At 42.0% G+C, this 19,094-nt stretch carries 17 protein-coding genes; 3 read left to right on the plus strand and 14 right to left on the minus strand.

Annotation, left to right across the window (positions count from 1 at the left end):
- Positions 1 to 89: 89 nt before the first annotated feature.
- From M2353_RS18060 to M2353_RS18080, 5 genes are all read right to left on the minus strand, one after another.
- Positions 90 to 344: a hypothetical protein gene (locus M2353_RS18060; RefSeq protein WP_008359596.1), complete on the minus strand. Its 255-nt coding sequence runs from the start codon at positions 342 to 344 to the stop codon at positions 90 to 92.
- Positions 345 to 531: 187 nt separating this feature from the next.
- On the minus strand, positions 532 to 1,989 hold the full coding sequence (locus tag M2353_RS18065; protein ID WP_284725840.1) for a sucrose-6-phosphate hydrolase: 1,458 nt from the start codon (positions 1,987 to 1,989) through the stop codon (positions 532 to 534).
- 19 nt (positions 1,990 to 2,008) lie between these two features.
- Complete coding sequence (locus M2353_RS18070) at positions 2,009 to 3,397, minus strand: sucrose-specific PTS transporter subunit IIBC (protein WP_284725841.1); 1,389 nt, start codon at positions 3,395 to 3,397, stop codon at positions 2,009 to 2,011.
- A 255-nt stretch (positions 3,398 to 3,652) separates the two neighbouring features.
- Entirely contained in the window at positions 3,653 to 4,486 is an 834-nt protein-coding gene (locus M2353_RS18075; protein ID WP_026050173.1) for a PRD domain-containing protein, read from the minus strand.
- 51 nt (positions 4,487 to 4,537) lie between these two features.
- Positions 4,538 to 4,816: a hypothetical protein gene (locus tag M2353_RS18080; RefSeq protein ID WP_284725842.1), complete on the minus strand. Its 279-nt coding sequence runs from the start codon at positions 4,814 to 4,816 to the stop codon at positions 4,538 to 4,540.
- 501 nt (positions 4,817 to 5,317) lie between these two features.
- Between M2353_RS18080 and M2353_RS18085 the strand changes: the two genes are divergently transcribed.
- Entirely contained in the window at positions 5,318 to 7,741 is a 2,424-nt protein-coding gene (locus M2353_RS18085; RefSeq protein ID WP_284725843.1) for a S8 family serine peptidase, read from the plus strand.
- An 81-nt stretch (positions 7,742 to 7,822) separates the two neighbouring features.
- Positions 7,823 to 8,050, plus strand: a complete 228-nt coding sequence (locus tag M2353_RS18090; RefSeq protein ID WP_024719490.1) for a hypothetical protein — start codon at positions 7,823 to 7,825, stop codon at positions 8,048 to 8,050.
- An 11-nt stretch (positions 8,051 to 8,061) separates the two neighbouring features.
- Here the strand turns inward: M2353_RS18090 and M2353_RS18095 are convergent, their stop codons facing one another.
- The 3 genes from M2353_RS18095 to M2353_RS18105 all read right to left on the minus strand — a co-directional run bounded on the left by M2353_RS18095 (position 8,062) and on the right by M2353_RS18105 (position 11,192).
- Positions 8,062 to 9,066, minus strand: a complete 1,005-nt coding sequence (locus tag M2353_RS18095) for an LLM class flavin-dependent oxidoreductase (RefSeq protein ID WP_284726017.1) — start codon at positions 9,064 to 9,066, stop codon at positions 8,062 to 8,064.
- 54 nt (positions 9,067 to 9,120) lie between these two features.
- Complete coding sequence (nfsA, locus tag M2353_RS18100) at positions 9,121 to 9,870, minus strand: oxygen-insensitive NADPH nitroreductase (RefSeq protein WP_284725844.1); 750 nt, start codon at positions 9,868 to 9,870, stop codon at positions 9,121 to 9,123.
- 110 nt (positions 9,871 to 9,980) lie between these two features.
- On the minus strand, positions 9,981 to 11,192 hold the full coding sequence (locus tag M2353_RS18105; protein ID WP_008345489.1) for an FtsW/RodA/SpoVE family cell cycle protein: 1,212 nt from the start codon (positions 11,190 to 11,192) through the stop codon (positions 9,981 to 9,983).
- Between the two features lie 475 nt (positions 11,193 to 11,667).
- Between M2353_RS18105 and M2353_RS18110 the strand changes: the two genes are divergently transcribed.
- Positions 11,668 to 11,931, plus strand: a complete 264-nt coding sequence (locus M2353_RS18110) for a spore morphogenesis/germination protein YwcE (RefSeq protein WP_008345491.1) — start codon at positions 11,668 to 11,670, stop codon at positions 11,929 to 11,931.
- Positions 11,932 to 12,008: 77 nt separating this feature from the next.
- Here the strand turns inward: M2353_RS18110 and qoxD are convergent, their stop codons facing one another.
- The 6 genes from qoxD to galT form a co-directional block, all read right to left on the minus strand.
- The gene (gene qoxD / locus M2353_RS18115; protein ID WP_007497818.1) at positions 12,009 to 12,389 is read right to left on the minus strand and encodes a cytochrome aa3 quinol oxidase subunit IV; all 381 of its coding nucleotides are present in this window, start codon (positions 12,387 to 12,389) and stop codon (positions 12,009 to 12,011) included.
- Between the two features lies 1 nt (position 12,390).
- Positions 12,391 to 13,008: a cytochrome aa3 quinol oxidase subunit III gene (gene qoxC / locus M2353_RS18120; RefSeq protein WP_007497820.1), complete on the minus strand. Its 618-nt coding sequence runs from the start codon at positions 13,006 to 13,008 to the stop codon at positions 12,391 to 12,393.
- Complete coding sequence (gene qoxB, locus M2353_RS18125; RefSeq protein ID WP_284725845.1) at positions 13,008 to 14,966, minus strand: cytochrome aa3 quinol oxidase subunit I; 1,959 nt, start codon at positions 14,964 to 14,966, stop codon at positions 13,008 to 13,010. Before qoxB ends, qoxC begins: the two co-directional genes overlap by 1 nt.
- A gap of 27 nt (positions 14,967 to 14,993) precedes the next feature.
- Positions 14,994 to 15,950, minus strand: a complete 957-nt coding sequence (gene qoxA, locus M2353_RS18130) for a cytochrome aa3 quinol oxidase subunit II (RefSeq protein ID WP_089374137.1) — start codon at positions 15,948 to 15,950, stop codon at positions 14,994 to 14,996.
- Between the two features lie 513 nt (positions 15,951 to 16,463).
- On the minus strand, positions 16,464 to 17,546 hold the full coding sequence (locus M2353_RS18135) for a M24 family metallopeptidase (RefSeq protein WP_035389879.1): 1,083 nt from the start codon (positions 17,544 to 17,546) through the stop codon (positions 16,464 to 16,466).
- Positions 17,547 to 17,553: 7 nt separating this feature from the next.
- Positions 17,554 to 19,074 (minus strand): UDP-glucose--hexose-1-phosphate uridylyltransferase, encoded by a 1,521-nt coding sequence (galT, locus tag M2353_RS18140; protein WP_284725846.1) that lies wholly within the window; start codon positions 19,072 to 19,074, stop codon positions 17,554 to 17,556.
- Between the last annotated feature and the right edge of the window lie 20 nt (positions 19,075 to 19,094).

Genomic DNA, 19,094 nt, shown 5'->3' on the forward strand with positions numbered 1-19,094 from the left:
CGCTTTCATTTAATTTTTCTGAATGATCTGACTAAAATAAAAAAAGCATACCCGCTCCCAGGTACACTCTTTCACCATACTTTTTTTACCTACTTTTGCTGATCAGATTCTTTCGCCATTTTTCGAATAAAGGCTTCAATGGATTCAACAAATAAGGCATATTCTTTCATTTGTTTATACGTATCTGACAGCTTCTCTTTTAATTCTTCCTGCTCTAGAGAAGGTTCACCGAGAATAGATTGGACTTGAATCAGCAATTCTTTATATTCTTCACGTTTATCTTCAACATGATCTGCCATTGTCTCCAAGCGTTTTCTAGTTGTCGGCTGCTGTTTTGAATTCAAGTAAACAACCCCTTTTTGTCCTACCGCATTTGGATAAACGTCAGCCTCAGCTGTATATATTTTAAAATGATACCATAATCGAACCTGTTATCATATATGTAAAACGTCATCAAACCGCTTCAGGCCAACCTTGTATATACATGATATAGGCTTTAAGATACAGGCTGATCTCACTAGAAAAAGCAGATCAATGATCTGCTTCTTTTTGCAAATGCCACGTCTTCAATTTAAGCTTCGTTTCATTTCTACCACTGATGGAGATTGATTTATTTCCCGGGGAAGGAAAGTAACGTGCAGTAAATACTTCCCGGCCTCCATTGACAAAAATCTCAATCGATGATGCATCAATAAAGATATGCAGATCCTGTAATTCCTCAATTTCTACTTCACGAACTTCCTTTGTTCGATCTTCAAATCGATCTCGCTCTAACGTTAGTTTGCCTTCATCTTTATCATAAATGATACGAGCAGCAGCACGTATACAGCATTCAAATCCTTTTTGTGTTTCAATTTGATCAATGAATACCTCTGCGCTCGTCAAATCTTCAACAGGAATGGAGTGAACAGATCGTTTAACGTGAAAAACATGCTCCTGCTCATTTGTCCGCATAGATCGAAGTTCACTTACCGGCTGTTGAATAAGACGCCCTTCATCATCTAAACGAAGCTCTCTCGGAATCGTCAAACAATGGATCCATTGATAAGAGACAGTTGGGTGATGCTCTTCCCCTTGATCTGGTACACCCATCCATCCCATTAAAATGCGTCTGCCCGATTCATCTTGGAAAGTCTGCTGTGCATAAAAGTCAAAGCCACGATCCAGCTCTTCAAACGCTCCATGCGTATATTGGTAGGTACGATCATCCAATGTACCAACAAAATAACCAGATTGATGTGTATTGTTGTATTTGAATCCATCAGGCTTCAGCCCCTGTGGTGACACGATCAATACATCCTGACCGTCTAACTCAAACAGATCTGGACATTCCCACATGTATCCGAAATGATCTAATCCATTCTTTCCACTGCCTGCAATAATGCCTTGAAACGTCCAATTGTCTAATGTATCAGATGTGAATAAGACAAGATGTCCTTTGAGATCTTCACTTTGTGCTCCAAGGACCATGTACCACTTTCCATTCCGCTTCCACACCTTCGGGTCACGAAAATGTGCAGTGAATCCCGCTGGCAAAGTCGCCACGACACCTTTTTTCTCAAAATGAACCCCATCCTCTGACACAGCTAAACATTGATATGTCTCACGGTTCCCTTGCTCATCACGGACATTTCCGGTATACATCACGTACATACGACCATCGTCAATGACTGCACTGCCAGAATAACAGCCATTTTGATCAAACCAATCACTTGGCGTGAGGGCAGCCTCTTCATGCTGCCAATTCACTAGATCGGTTGATGTGTAGTGACCCCAAAATTTTGCCCCATGTCCTGTTTTAAATGGCTGCCACTGATAAAACACATGGTAGACTCCCTTCCACTGAATCAATCCATTCGGGTCATTTAAAAGACCGACTGGCGGCATTAAATGGAAGTTCTGACGGTACACATCTTTTTTCACCAAATGCTCATAGTTTCGAATACGATCTGTTACCTTTTGACGAAGTGCTGCGTCCGTTGTTGTCATCACTGTGACCACTCCTTGATTATTTTTCGACTTCTTTGATTTTAAAGATGATGGTAAGAATAAATGAAACAGCAACAGCTATTAACATACCAATAACATAATTTACCACATTTTGTAAACCAAATGGAGCTGCAATTGCAATCATCGGAATCCCTGTTAAACCATAAGCGTTGGCGGCTACCTTCATGAAGACGACAAACGCCCCGCCTAATGCACCTCCGATCATTGCAGCAATAAATGGCTTACGATAACGAAGATTCACACCGAATATGACCGGCTCAGTAATACCTAAGAAAGCAGAAAATGCTGCTGGTAAAGCAATTTCTTTCGTTTTTGCACGCTTTGCTAAGAAAAAGACCGCTAGCCCTGCTCCGCCTTGAGCGACGTTAGACATGGCCCAGATCGGCAGCAAATAATTCCGTCCAATATCATTTAGAAGTCCTGCCTCAATCGCATGGAAGCTGTGATGAACACCTGTCAGTACAATTAAAGAATAAGCGCCTCCAAAAATAAGTCCAGCTAAGAATCCTGCATGGTCATAAACATAAGTGAGTGCATTTGAGATTCCTGTACCAAGCATTCTCCCTAGAGGTCCTACAGCAATAAACGTCACAAATCCAGTCACAATCACCGTCACAAACGGCGTCACAAGTAAATCAATACTGTTCGGCACCACTTTTCTTAAATTCTTTTCAATCACGCACATGATATACACAGTCAATAACACGGGAATGACCGTTCCTTGGTAACCAAGAAGAGCAATATCAAAGTTGAATAGATGCATATATTCTGGTTTTGCGTCTGTCAGTCCCCATGGATTCAGCAAGCTCGGGTGAATCATAATGCCCCCAATGACAGCTCCTAAATATGGATTTCCACCAAACTCTTTGGCTGCACTAACCCCAATTAAAATCGGTAAAATGATAAAGGCAGCACTTGAGAACATATCTAGCATTTGGAAGATGGCAGAGCTTGGATCAGCCCATTTGAAGGCTTTCATCATACCTAATAGGCCCATTAATAAACCGCTTGCTACAATCGCTGGAATGATTGGTACAAAAATATTCGATAGCGTCTTAGCAAAACGTGCAAGTGGATTCATTTTTTGCTTCACGGCTTCATCATGGCTGGCAGGTTTTTGATTCTCGTCGTCTGCCTCAAGACCCGTCTCACGAGCAAAAGGCTCATATACTTTGTTGACAGAACCTGTTCCAAATATGATCTGGAATTGACCCGAGCTTGAGAAGGCACCCTTCACCCCCTCAAGTTCTTCAATGGCACCTTTGTCAATCAACGCCTCATCTTTCATCACCAATCGGAGTCGTGTGGCACAATGCGTTGCGCTGATGACATTTTCTTTGCCGCCTAATAATGTTGTTAATTCTTTGGCTGTTTTTTGATAATCCATGTTGTCTCCCCCTTTTTTTAAAACAAAAAAGACCTAAAATTCACTAACGATTAAAGGACATACACGTCCCCTCGTTACGCAAATTTTAGGTCTTGCCTGCCTGACAGTCACAATCCCACGATATTGGTTTTTGATTACGCTTTCATCATAGTATAAGAGCGCGACCTGCGTCAACCTATTTTTTCGAATCAAATGACCCATATACACTAATTAGAGTAGTGTGCATAAAAAAAAGCCTGCGGACAGGCACAACCTTTACACCAATTCGGCATCCTGCAGACGCTGGACATGCAGCGTGATGTAGCCGATCTCCGATTCAGGGAGATGAAGTCCATATTCTTTTTTCAGCAAATCAGCCAGTCCAAGTGCACACCGGTAAGCCGAATCATACTTTGTTTGGATAAAAGTCAGCATGTCATCGTCCATGATTTGAAATGCTTCATTCGATTCCAACCTGCCTAATGCATACCTCAAATGTGTCACAAGCCGCTGATATGAAATACTATCCTCATCAATCGAGCGCTCAAAAACGCTTTCGATATGCTCGATCATTTCTTTGATCATCGTTGTGTATTTGACCGTCTTCTTCATGGACTCCGTATTCATTTTGGCCGTATGAATATGAAGTGCCACATACCCTGCCTCATCGTCCGGCAGGTCAACCCCAAGCCGCTCCTTTACATAACGAATGGCATACTTTCCAATATCATATTCCTGCTTATATAAGACTTTGATCTCACCAAGCAATTTATTATATAGCACAATGCCTTTTTGAACGCGTTCAATGGCAAAGGATAAATGATCTGTCAGTGAAATGTGGATATGATCACTGAGCGGCATCATGAGTTCACCCTCTGCATAACTAATAATATGCTCTGCCACCTCAATATGCGCTTCTGGCAATGTCGCAAGAATTTGTTTAAACTTCTCATTTTCTTCACGCACAACAAAAATCTTCTCTATTTTTTGAACGGGAACGACGTCATTTTTCCCCTTCTGAAAAGCAATTCCGGGCCCCATCACAATTTTCTCCTGATCACCCTCCTTTACAACCACTGCATTGTTATTCAATATTTTATATATCTTCAAGGGGCATCCTCTCCCACAGATAACGTGTCTTATGTGGGATTTTACCCTGTTTCAACTTTTCTGTAAAGATAAGAACGGACCGGCACGCGCCTCTCTCGTTGTCTTTTCATAAAGCATCATCAGACTTTCTTGAAACGGCTTTTCTGTCCTGCGCTTCTTCTTCTTTTCATCTGCCAGTTTCTCTAGCTTTCTCTCATTCACCGCAAGAAAGAATCCTCCATCCACTGCTGCCACTTTCACCTCTTGCTTCTTCAGCAGCTCACCAGGATTCACAAGCACATTCATCACAAAACCAAACCATACACTCAACCAGTTCTTCCATTTCTTCACTGAACATCCCTCCGATTTCCTTAGAATCTAGCAGTTCTAGCAAATTAACTGTTCCTATCATATCCCGAGAAAAAAGAGAGGTTTGTCACAATCTGGGTGAAAAAACGAACTAGTTTTCAGAAGTTTTGTTGAAAAGTGCAGAAGATGATCATGTTCCACAATGTTTCTATGAAAATTTTATACACACACTATCCCAAAGATAAGCACATCTTATCAACAGGATTTATCCACATATCAACACCCTCTTACTAGATTTTGTGTATGGGATTTTTTTATTTTCCATATATATATCTGAATAATTGAGTTATCAACAGATTATTGTGCATAAGTGTGACTTTATAAACAAAATAGTTCTTTATGACTATGTAAAATAAGACCATTTTAGTAAAGGAATTGGTTTCATCGTATGGAATACTTAATAACGGGCAGTGAATCTTTCCTATTTATCCACAAAAAGAAAGGCTATCTCCCTAAATACACAGCTAGAAAGGGGAAAATTAATTGAAAAAAGTAATCTCTCGTTCTTCTGTTCTATTGTTCTCCACTATTTTTACCTTATCCACATTCTTTTCAGGTCAGGCTGCAGCCGCTCCATCGAACAAACAGGTGGAACTGGAAAAAGCAGAAATCTTCGGCGAAATCAATGTTAAGTCTAGAAAACACACCACTGTCATTGTTGAATTAAAGGAAAAATCCTTAGTTGAAGCCAAACAAGAAGGCGAAGCACAAACAAAGGCCTCCCTCAAAAAATCTCGAACTAAAGTAAAGAATGCAGCACTCAAAAAGTTAGATAAAGCGAGTGTTCGTCAAGAATATGAAAAAGTCTTCTCTGGTTTCTCTATGAAACTTCCTGCAAACGAAATCCCGAAACTGCTCGCAGTTGACGGAGTAAAAGCCGTTTATCCGGATGTTACATATCAAACAGATGAAGTGAAAAAGAAAAGCGTCCAGCTTCCTCATGAGGATGTCTCTCCACTCATGGATAAAAGTGCTCCATTTATCGGTGCCCCAAAAGCTTGGGATGCCGGCTACTCTGGAAAAGGAGTAAAAGTCGCTGTCATTGATACTGGCGTAGACTATACCCACCCTGATTTAAAAGGAAACTTCGGATTATACAAAGGCTATGACTTTGTTGATAATGACTATTCTCCACAAGAAACACCAAAAGGAGATCCTAGAGGCGAATCGACAGATCATGGTACACACGTCGCAGGAACAATTGCGGCAAATGGACAAATTAAAGGTGTCGCAAAAGATGCTACCCTTCTCGCCTATCGTGTCCTTGGACCAGGTGGATCAGGAACAACTGAAAATGTCCTTGCAGGCATCGATCGGGCTGTCACTGACGGAGCCGATGTCATGAACCTCTCTCTTGGAAACAGTGTGAATAACCCTGATTATGCAACAAGCATCGCACTGGATTGGGCCATGTCTGAAGGGGTTGTCGCTGTGACATCAAATGGAAACAGCGGGCCAAACAGCTGGACCGTTGGATCTCCTGGGACATCAAGAGATGCTATTTCTGTCGGAGCCACTCAGCTTCCGTACAGTCTATACAACGTGAAATTCCCGAACTATTCAACAGCAAAAGCGATGGGCTACTATCAAGAAAATGATTTAAAAGCACTTGACCAAAAACAAGTCACACTCGTCCAAGCAGGCATCGGTGACGAAAAAGCTTTTGAAAACATCGATGTCAAAGGAAAGGTGGCAGTGATTGAACGTGGAGCCATTGCCTTTGTTGATAAAGTGGACAATGCGAAAGCTGCTGGTGCGATCGGCGTTGTCATGTACAACAATACCGATGGAGAAATCCCTGTGGATGTACCAGGTCTAGCCCTTCCGACGATTAAGCTGTCAAAAGCGGAAGGAACAGCACTTGTTAAAGCCATTGAGGCTGGTAACAATACAACGACTTTCTCGATTCAATTTGTGAAAGAGTTAAGTGAACAAGTCGCTGACTTCTCATCTCGTGGACCTGTTGTCGATACGTGGATGATCAAACCAGATCTTTCAGCACCTGGCGTGAGTATTGTCAGCACCATTCCGACACACGATCCTTCTCAGCCATACGGCTATGGATCGAAGCAAGGAACAAGCATGGCATCTCCTCATGTAGCCGGAGTAGCAGCGATTATTAAACAAGCAAAACCATCCTATTCTACAGAACAAATTAAAGCGTTAATGATGAATACAGCAGAAACATTGTATGACCCAAATGGTAACCCGTTCCCTCACAATACGCAGGGCACAGGCAGCGTTCGAATCATCGAATCACTTCAAGCGTCTTCTATTGTGTCTGATGCAAGCTATTCGTACGGCACTTTCTTAAAAGAAAAGGGCGTTCAAATCAAAACGAAGAAGTTCAAGGTAGAAAACCTGTCAAAAGCACCGAAAACCTATACCATTGATTACAAGTTCGATGGCAACGGCATTAGCACAAACGGCACGAAAAAAATCACAGTGAAAGGGAATTCCACAGGGTCCTTTACTTCCGCAGTACAAGTGAATTATGGGAAAACGAAAAAAGGAACGTACCAAGGCAGTATCACCATTCGCGAAAATGGCAGAAAGGTCACTGAAATCCCTACTTTATTGATTGTAAAAGAGCCTGATTACCCGCGCGTCACTTCGGTTTCTGTAGAGCCGGATAACCGTGCTGGAAGCTATGTTATTAGCAGCTATCTCCCAGGCGGTGCTGAGAACCTTGCATTCCTCGTCTACTCGACAGATGGAGAGTATTTAGGTGAAGCAGGAGTTTATCAACATGTTGATAAAGGAGAGCATCGTGTGAAATGGAATGGCACGATCAATAAAGGACAGAAGTTAGAAGCAGGTGAGTATACAATGCTTGCGTATGCGAGCCTGAAAGGTAAATCAGATACGGTTCAAACGAAAGAACCATTCGATATTTATCCTGAATAAACAAGAATCACATAAAAAGCCTTGTATGAGCCCATCAGCTCAACAAGGCTTTTCTATCATGTATGGAGGAAAGAGAAATTCATGTTGATATGGCTATGGATCGTTTCTTTTATGACGGCTTTTTTTCTCACGATCACCTTGGTTTATTTTTTTACCTTTTTACATGCAAAACAGCCTCGTCCTTTTCATCAAGCATGTGAACTGACTGTCTATACCACCTGCATTTATCCGCTTAGCTTGGCGGTGACAGCTGCCTTTATTCTCACCATGATGCTCCTCTATCCCTTTTATTGGCTGCGCAAATGGTAAAATGACATACGTTATGCATCAAAAGCTTCTTTTAATAAACGATACGATGTGAGACGGTCTTGTATGTGATGTGTGATGGTCACAGCAATCACTTCATCTGTACGATACGCCTTTGCGAGTGCTGTCAGCTGCTGCTTCACAGAGGACGGCGTGCCAACAACCATTCTCTGTCGATTGGCTGCTATTCGTTTTTGTTCATATGGACTGTAGGAATAGGCCTTTGCCTGTTCAAATGAAGGAAAGCCGCCAAGGTCCTGTCCTTGTTCGTTAGCTAATAATGATAAATCTAAGCTAACAGCCAATTTTTCTGCCTGTTCCTCTGTTTCTGCACATAAAACGAAGACCGCAAGACTGACACGCGGCTCATCACCAAATTCTGAAGGTTCAAATCGGCTGATATACTGCGACACAGAGTCTTCTCCGCCTTCTCCATTAATGAAAAGAGCAAACGTATAGCCTGCTCCAGCTTTTGCGGCAAGCCGTGCACTTCCTCCAGAAGAACCTAACATCCATACCTCTGGGGCAGTATCTACTTTCGGAGAAGCAGTCAGGTGAGGCAGCGGATAAAATTCATCGGCTAAATCATGTAAATACACCCTTAATTCTTCTACCTGCTCAGGGTATTGATCACCAAGTCGCATCCGTTCTCCATGATGAAGGGCAATGGAGGAGATCGGCATACCTCCAGGAGCACGTCCAATGCCAAGATCAATTCTGCCCGGAGCCAAGGCTTCGAGCACTCTGAAGTTCTCTGCTACTTTATAGGCACTGTAGTGGGGCAGCATGACGCCGCCTGAACCAATACGGATATGTGACGTCACAGCTGATAAATGACCGAGAAGCACCTCTGGACTCGATCCTGCGAGCCGGTTTGAAAAGTGATGCTCTGACACCCAAAAACGATGATAGCCCCATTTCTCTGCCTGCTTCGCCAGCTCGACTGTTTGCTTCAGTGCCTCAGCAGGCGTCGCATCTCCAATCAAAGGAGATTGATCCAGTATACTTAATTTCATGATGTCGCACCTCTTACACAAATCCCCCTCTCTCACTCGAAAGGGGGATTTCCTGATTTATTTTCGATTAAAGCCCTTCTCTTTCACAAAATCTCCGAGGAAAGCACGTTTTGGCTGGCTAAAGCCTCGAAGCATTTGCTCAGACCATGTATCTTTTCTCTCACCGTTTGTTCGTTCTTCATAATATGATGAAATACGATCATCGTATTCTTTTAAATAACGATCCACATGAGCTTCGTCTTGCTGATATGTGTTTTCATGGTAGATTAGCTCAACGGGCAGCCGTTCCTTGTGAGATGATGGATTGGCAGGATGTCCTACAGCCAATCCGAATAGCGGCAGCACATAGGAAGGTGTTTCAAGTAGTTCGGATACTTCCTTCAGCTGATTACGCAGTCCGCCGATATAGCAGATGCCAAGTCCCATAGATTCTGCGGCGACACTGACATTTTGCGCAGCGAGCGCCGCATCAATCACACTAATAAGAAAGGCTTCAGTATTCTCAAGCGCTTCTTGATGGTTCTTTCCTGCTTTTTTTGCGATATAGTCGTGGCGTTTCAAGTCTGCACAGAAAACAAAAAAATGACCATTCTTCTCAACGTATGGCTGATTTCCAGCCAGTTCAGCAAGCTTCGCCTTCTTCTCCTGATCTGTTACACCAATGATACTATACGCCTGTACATAGCTTGATGTCGAAGCAGCCTGTGCACTTTTGATAAGTGTCAGCACTTCTTCCTCTGTCAGACGCTCATCTGTAAACGAACGGATGGACCGATGATTTAAAATGGTTTCTATCGTTTTATTCAATTCGAAGACCTCCTTCACTCCTACTATCATAAGTCAATTGAATATTACTTTTCAAAAGTTAGAACTCACGCCAAAAAGGCAGCCTACGCTTAGACTGCCCTTTACCCGTTTTATTTAAATAAATAACTTTGATATTTCGTTAATTGAACACTTGCATTATAGGCGATACCAAATCCAATAAGAACAGATAAAACAGAGCTTCCCCCGAAGCTGATGAATAAGAGCGGTATCCCCGTTACAGGCATGACGCCTATGTTCATACCAATGTTCTGGAATGTATGGATGACAATCAATGCTGTATATCCTACACAGAAAAATGACGCAAACCGGCTATAAGGATGGATACGGTCAATCAGCACAACAAGCCGATAAATCAGGAAGAAGAACATGATGACCACAAATGCGCAGCCTACAAAACCAAAAGCTTCCCCTATGATAGAGAAAATCATATCTGTCTGAGCTTCTGGAACATATACTTTTAAGTTCTTAACACCGTTCCCGAAAATTTGTCCTGCCCCAATTGCCATAATGGCTTGCTCGACTTGATATTTATCCGATCCAGATGCATCCTGTGTCTGGGCTTGGTTGGCTGTCGAAGAACTATCAGGCAGCCAAGCGGTAATCCGGTTGATCTGATACTGCTGAATCCCGATCTTTTGTGCGAAATCAGGGAATAGAATAATCACGGCTAACACAGCGGCAACTAAAAGCACAACCACTGAACCGATGAGAGAGATCAATTTCCAGTTGACCCCTGATAAAAAGACCATGACAACGACAATAAACATACATACCGCAGCCGTACCTGCATCTTGCAAAAAGATGAGTCCGACTGGTACAGCAGCCACGCCAGCAATTTTTAATAGTAGGAAAATATCATCTTCTAATGTTCGTTTTCCTCTTGGGGTTGCCTTCCCAATGACAGAGGCGAGCATCATAATCAAACCAATTTTCATGAACTCTGAAGGCTGAAATGTTCCAATTCCCGGTAACACAAACCAACTTTTTGCACCATTTTTAATTGGTGCAAAATCATGACCTGCTATTTGTGCAGGAGCAATTTTTAAAAGAATTAAGAGCATAATGCCGCCTATAAAAATATATAAGCTTAACTTTTCTAATTGTTCCAGATCGAAGTAATTAATAGCCACAATACAGATGACCCCGACCATGTAGTAAATGATCTGTCTGGTCCATGCATTAGATCCATATTGCCCAAACTGTCCCGCAGCATAAATAGCGATGACACTGATGGCAAAGAAGGCTAAAAATATAAAAATCAAATCTCCTTGATAGTAAGGAGATGTATTCTGCTTGTTCATGAACTAACCACCCTTATTACAAAACATAAAAGCCCTTATTTATATTAGATTGAAATTTTCACAAAAGCAACTCACCTTAAATATGACGGAAGTGACACCTGAAAGGTTCCATTCTAATTTCAAAAAATGAAATACTTTTCATCCTAATAATAGGAAAAAATCCCTTTCTACTCTATCATGACAACCGATCATAAGTCCTTTAAAAAGATTATTTTACAGATTTTAAGGGGAAAATTCAATGACTTATGTGGCGATATGAAAGGTTAACATCTTGCCAGCATAAGCTTAACTGAGGTATAAGAAAAAAACAATTTCTGCGGAATAAGGCCCATTTTCCAATTATTGAGTTTACTTCAAAGTCAATTGTGGTATAATATTTGTAACAAAATGTTCACAATATCTCCTAAAAATAGACACAATTGCATCCTGACCTCTCATTTGAATTGAACATCAACTTACAAAGGAGTTGGATACGATGGATATGTTCTTTGCGTACCTATGTATTGCAACAGCTACACCCCTGTTTTTATGGTTGGAAAACAGAAAGATTGCATTAGCATCTATTCCACCCATCATGATTATGTGGATTTTCTTCGGTCTTTACATGACAAGCAGTTTATCTCCAGCAGGACATACCTTCATGATCGCATTCTTTGCCATTAACGTGATTCTGGCTCACATTGCAGCATTCCTCATCTATGGACTTCCATTCATTCGCAAAAGATTCAGCAGCAGGTAGATATTGCATCATCAATTGGAAGCGTTATCACAATCAGCATAAAAACCACTCACCTATGAAAGATGAGTGGTTTTTTATTATTTCTCTGAATGCTCAGACTGCTTTGGCGCAGATGGTGAATAACCGTCTTTGCTGTTCTCTCCGTGGCTGTAGTGAGCCGCGAAGATCCATACAGACCCGATGACGAAAATGATCGCACAGAACAGACCAAACAAAGTATTTCCGACTTGAACAGTCCCGTTCTCACTCTCTGTCATATGCATGAACATGAACAGCTGCAAGAATGCTTGAATGAAGGCAAAACCAAAGATAATCCATAGTTTTGCGGAACTGCCAATTTCAGCTCCGATAGCAATCCAGAATGCTAAGATGGTCAGCACAATGGATAGGATGAAGCCAACTACGTGTTTCCAAGGGAAGTGTTCGTGCTCTGCTGAGGAATGTGTTTTTCCAGCCATATCACAAAAGCCCCCCTAATCCGATCAAGTACACAGCTGTGAAGATGAAAATCCATACAACATCAAGGAAATGCCAGTATAGACTTGAGATAAAGATCTTCGCTGCTGTTTGTGGTGTTAATCCACGTTTTTTAATTTGGAACAAGACACCTGTAATCCAGAAGATACCGATGGATACGTGTAATCCGTGAGTTCCTAAAAGAACAAAGAATGCAGACCAGTATGCACTTGTATGGATGCTCGCACCCTCATGTACATAATGGAAGAATTCGAAAATCTCAAAACCAACGAAACCTGCACCTAGAAGCAGTGTCAGAATCGTCCAAATGACAACCCCTTTTGTACTTCCACGGCGCATTTCATGAACGGCAATCCCACATGTAAATGAACTCACCAATAGCAGGAATGTCATGATCAATACAAGCTTCATATCAAATAGCTCAGCTGGCAAAACGCCGCCAGCTGTTCTGCCATGAAGAACAAAGTAGGTCGCAAAAAGTGTTGAGAATAACACGATTTCCGCGCCAAGGAATATCCAGAAACCAAGGATGTTTAAACGTCCTGTTTCAGACTGATATTCAAGCGGTGCATTTGCATAGCTGCTATCATTATGTCCCATTACTTCTGCGCCTCCTTATTCTTTTTCTCTGTTTCAATCACTTCTTCAACAGGAATATAGTAGCCATCGTCATATTCAAATGAACGTAAAATCATTGTTGCGAATACACCGATTAAGCCGATAATGCCAATCCAGTACCATTCAAATACAAGACCGAATGCACCAAGTCCGAAGAATGCAGACATGATCAGCGGTCTGCCTGAATTGTGCGGCATGTGAATTTTCTTGAATTCTTTTTCAGGATGAACGTCTACATTGTTTTGCTTCCAATGATGGAATGCATCTGGTGTCGTCACTTCTGGAAGTGCTGCAAAGTTATAATGCGGCGGAATTGCAGAAGATGTCGCCCAGTCAAGTGTACGTCCTTCTCCCCAGCTGTCTCCAGACACTTCACGTTTCGCGTGTCTCCAGCTGTAGTAAATGTTATAGCAAAGGATGATGAATCCGATACCCATCATGAATGCACCAATTGTTGAAATAAAGTTTAGTGCAGTCCAGCCATCTTCTGGTCCATACGTATAAATACGTCTTGGCATTCCTTGCAGTCCTAAGAAGTACTGCGGGAAGAAACAGATGTTAAATCCGATCATGAATACCCAGAAGAACCATTTGCCGATTCTTTCGTTTAACTTGTAACCAAACATTTTTGGATACCAGAAAACAAGACCAGCAAAACATGCAAAGACAGTACCTGCGATTAATACATAGTGGAAGTGGGATACAAGGAAGTACGTATTATGGTACTGGTAATCCGCAGCTGCCATCGCAAGCATAACCCCAGTCACACCACCGATTACGAAGTTCGGGATGAAACCAAGTGCCCAAAGCATTGGGGATGTAAAACTGATACGGCCTCGATACATTGTAAAGAGCCAGTTAAAGATTTTCACACCTGTTGGTACAGAAATCGCCATTGTTGTGATCGAGAAGAATGAGTTAACCGCTGCACTGTTCCCCATTGTAAAGAAGTGGTGAACCCACACAAGGAAACTAAGAACAGAGATTGCCACAATCGATACAACCATCGCTTTGTAACCAAACAACTGCTTTCTTGAGAACGTCGCAAAGATTTCTGAGAAAATACCGAAAGCTGGCAGGATAACGATATATACCTCAGGATGTCCCCAAATCCAGAAAAGGTTCGCCCAAAGCATTGGCATACCGCCCGCTTCGAGTGTAAAGAATGCTGAACCGAATAAACGATCGAATGTCATAAGTGCTAAAGCAACTGTTAAAACAGGGAATGCGAAAACGATAATGACAGACGTGATCAATGTTGTCCATGTAAACATCGGCATACGCATAAGCGTCATACCTTTTGTACGCATTTTTAAGATGGTCACCATGAAGTTAATACCTGTCATTAGTGTACCAATACCTGCAATTTGGAGCCCGAGCAAGTAGTAGTTCTGTCCAGGTCCTGGTGAGAAATCATTTCCGGCGAGCGGCATGTAACTCGTCCAGCCTGCACTTGGTGATCCTCCAATAACGAAGGAAATGTTGAACAGCATTGCGCCGACCATAAATGTCCAGAAGCTCAAGTTGTTCAAATACGGGAATGCAACGTCACGTGCACCAATTTGAAGAGGAACCACGACGTTGATTAAACCAATTAAGAATGGCATCGCCATGAATAAAATCATGATCGTACCATGCGTTGTGAAAATTTCATTATAGTGGTTTGAATCTAAAAACGTATTATTAGGAAGCGCCAGCTGCGCGCGCATCATCAGTCCGTCTACCCCACCGCGGAAGAACATAATCACAGCAGCAAGGATATACATGATTCCAAGCTTTTTATGATCAACTGATGTCAGCCATTCTTTCCAGAGCCATTTCCACTTTTTGAAGTAGGTTAAAACAAACACAATAGCAATGGAAGTAAGAGCGATAGAAATTTGCGCACCAAGAATTAATGGGTCTCCAGTTACAAAAAACTCATCCCATTTTAAATGCATAACGGCCTCCTCCTTTCCTTAGTCAGTTTATTCGTTTTCTAGTTTTCTTTTATAGTTCTTCACATTCTCGAAAGGATCTGTCTTGGAATGCGGAGAAACTGATTGGTAACCTAAACGTTTGCGTGCTTGGAGTGCATATTCAGAATCCTCTCCGTGCTTCGCAAAAGATAAATGTGTTGATGAGAATGTCTGCACATCTGCAGCATCAGGAAGCATCAAGTAGTCATACGTTTTCTTCGTTAACTTCGGTGCTTCTTTTTTCGTTTTATTTACCCATTTATCATAGTCAGACTGCGTCATCGCATTGACTTTGAATTTTTGCTGAGCAAAGCCTTCGCCTGTGAAGTTGGCGTTTCTTCCTTCATATGTGCCTACTTCATCAGCTTGAAGATATTGTTCCATTTCCATTCCAGCCATCGCATACTTCTCCCCGCCTAGCTGAGGAATCCATAGTGATGCCATTGTATCAGCGGAAGTGATTTTGAATAAAACCGGCTGATCTTTTGGAATGTTTAAGTAGTTCACTGTTTCAATATTTTCCTCTGGATAGCTGAAGATCCATTTCCAATCAACTGCTGTAGCATAAACGACAAGTGGATCTTTATGACTTGTTGCTTGAGGCGCCTCTTCCAAAGAGTAAATGGTTTTTACAGTTGGAACTGAAAGGGCAGCAACGATTAATATTGGGATCACTGTCCAGACAACTTCTAGAAGCGTATTCCCGTGTAGTTCTGGGTTATAAGAGGCGTTTCCAACGTCCTTACGCTCACGGTATTTAACCAAAATGATGGTAAACAGTACAAATACCGCACCAACGATAAAGAGCATGAATCCAATAGATAATAGGATTAAGTCTTTTTGTTGTGCTGCGACTGGTCCTTTAGGATCTAAAACAGCGATATTGCTGCAACCTCCTAATACAAAAACACTCACGAGCATCGCTAATAAAAGCATAGGTTTAATGGCTCTGAACAAGAAGATCACCATCCTTCCTTAAATAATGTATAAATTGCTGAATAATTGTGAAAAGCCATCTGCCTTCGAAAACTTTTCTTCCCTTTGTAATGCTATCAAAATCTGTTGGAGTTAGCTCCCCTTTTTTCAAAAGTTCATTTATTTTTCAACAGATTTCTATTGAAATGTCATAAATTCGCCATAAATTTATATTATTGCACACACAATAAATTTCTAGGATTTTGAAAAGTTGAGAGTTGAAGGCAAAGGACATACAATCAAGAACTTTGTCAAATTTAGGTTTACCACAATAAAAAAGTTTGGTCAAATTTCAATTTAACTTTATGAAATTTTATCTAGGTAAACAATTCTGAAATAGGTATCCCCATATTTAACAAAAACCTTACTCATTTTAACGCAAGTCGACAAGAAAAGAAAGTATCGATCCTCCACCTATGCGCTGTAATGATTGGTAATGGTGATAAATGAGTGGAAACTCACTAAAGACTTCCAGCAAAAAACCGGCTCATCGCCGGCTTCTCATTATTCGTCTCTCACCAAAATGTCTGGTCGTCTATAGATGCTTCCTTCATGTTCTATGTCTATATACGTCCACTTGCCTGTATAGGTTAAAAAGCGATTTCCTTCTTTCTCGACGACCATCGTATCTTCTGATTTCAATCCTGGTAAGGAAGGATTCCAAGTGAATACTTGATGAAGCTGGATCTCTTCCACCGATGTAGGAACTGCAATGATCTCTCTAGACACAAATCCAGTCTTGCCTCCTTGGTGAAGCTTTTTCCAGCTATCAGGAAATCCTTCTTTTTCATATTGAGCAATGCCGGCCTTCAATACATCTCCAATGGTGTTCCCTGGACGAGTAGCCGCATTCATGACCGTGTCAATTCGCGCAAGCCTTTCCTTGTTTTCTTCAAGCTCCTTTGGTAGCTGTCCAAAGTAAACGGATCTTGTGACATTTGCCACGAGTCCATGCCGTTCAGCACAAAGGACAACCAGTGCATGCTTTTGAAGTGCTTTTTCTGTTGGGATCGGGTGGCGATATTGATGAATCCGGTCATCTGTCGCCACAAGCAGCACTTCTATCGTCATTCCCTGCCCGATCGCTCTTTGAGCAACAAGCGAAGCAATTTCATGCTCCGTCTGTCCTGGAACGATTTCTTGACAGACACTTTCTACAATAACCGCTGTGTCATGACAAAGGGTTTCGTATTGGCTGAGCTGTGGCGCTGAAAGGATCGATCGAACACGAGACAAATCGGGTTCGATCCATTCCACTCCTTCCATTTGAATGTCCGCACCAATTCGTTTGTCTTTTATGAGTGTTTGAATGTAAGGAGTCTCATCCTCAAACCAATCCATTGTGACGACCTGAAAGGGATGGTCAAAATACGCCATTTCTTCTTCAATGATTCGTTTTTCTTCCATTTGATTCACAACTAGGACAATATCGTCTTTCAACACAAGTAGCTGACAAACGCCCTCTGGCGTATTTAACACAATGTGGTTTCTTCTTCCTCCTGTAAGCCAAGAAAAGTTATTCCGCTTTTGAATCAGAACACCGTCAAGTTGCTTTTCTTCCATTAAAGTTCTTACCTGTTCAATCATCAACTCATCACCTGCCTGTATGGAGTGTTTGAATGAAACGTTTAAATGCTGTTTTCCCTTGCTCTGTTCTTTTAAACACACCCGCCTGCGCGAGTATACGAGAAAAAATGAGGCCGATTTCTTTTTGTAAAATGGCTTCTACGTTGTCCTTCGTAAAGGTATTCTCTTCGATCAGACGCTCTGCCCATGACTCGTGCTTCATGATAGACGGGCAGGCTTTGATTTCTTCAAGAGGGTGTTTGGATAGCAACGCCGCTTTTAGCAGGCTTAATTCCTCTGCTAATCTTCCAGGAAGGACGGCGAGACCCATAACCTCAATTAATCCGATATTCTCTTTTTTAATATGATGAACTTCTTTGTGCGGGTGGAAGATTCCGCCTGGGTGCTGCTTGTCTGTACGGTTATTTCGTAGCACGAGATCTAATTCGTACTCATCCCCTTGACGGCGTGCAATTGGTGTAATGGTATTGTGCGGGGTCTCTCCTGTATGAGAGAACAGCCCCGCTTCTGGATCTGAATACATTTTCCACTCATGTAATATAAAATCCGCTGCCTCCGCAAGCGTCTGCTGGTCGCTACTTTGAAGCCTGATCACTGACATCGGCCATTTCACAATGCCCGCCTTTACCCTCGGAAACTTTTCGAGAGAAAACACTTCTTCCATCTTTGCTTTCGCCATCGGAAATTCATGAGCACCACCTTGAAAGTGGTCATGAATTAATATGCTGCCTCCAACAATGGGAAGATCAGCATTTGATCCTATGAAATAGTGCGGATATATAGATATGAAGGAAAGCAGACGCTCGAAGGTCTTTTTAGATATCTGCATTGGTTCATGCTCGCCCTTGAACACAATACAATGTTCGTTGTAATACACATACGGCGAGAATTGCATAAACCACGACTCATTTGTAAGTGTCACCGGAATAATCCGGTGATTCTGTCTTGCTGGATGATTGATGCGTCCCCCAAACCCAACGTTTTCTTTACAAAGGAGACAAAGAGGATATTGCTTTTGACTAAGCTTTTTGGCTTCAGCGATCGCTTTTGGGTCCTTTTCCGGTTTCGATAGATTAATCGTGATCTCAAGCTCACCATCTTCTGTCGGTGTAAACCACTGCACATTTTTGGCGATTCTGCCTGTATGAATATAGTGGGCATGCTGCTGCATTTCATAAAACCAGCTTGTCGCTGCCTTTGGTCCGCAATGCTTGCGTTTCTCTTCAAACTTTGCATAGATGACACTCGGAGGCGCCACCAAGCAGCCCATGATTTTGGCATCTAATAAATCACGATACGTATCTGTCCCGTCAGGAATAAGACCTGTTTCAACTGCCCAATCGAGCATTGGCATTAAGATGTCTTCAAGGTCGCTGTCTCCTGAGACTGTTCTTGGCTCAGCATCATCGAGACCAAGCACCTCTAGCAGCCGGTTCCTTGTATAATCCATATCTAGTGGTGAGATCAGCTCTTTATTAACCCCATATTGAATCAGCTGTTCTAGCTTTTCAAAAATATCAATCGCCATTCCCTTTGTCTCCTCCCTTG

Source organism: Bacillus aerius (assembly GCF_029894105.1).
GTDB lineage: Bacteria > Bacillota > Bacilli > Bacillales > Bacillaceae > Bacillus > Bacillus altitudinis.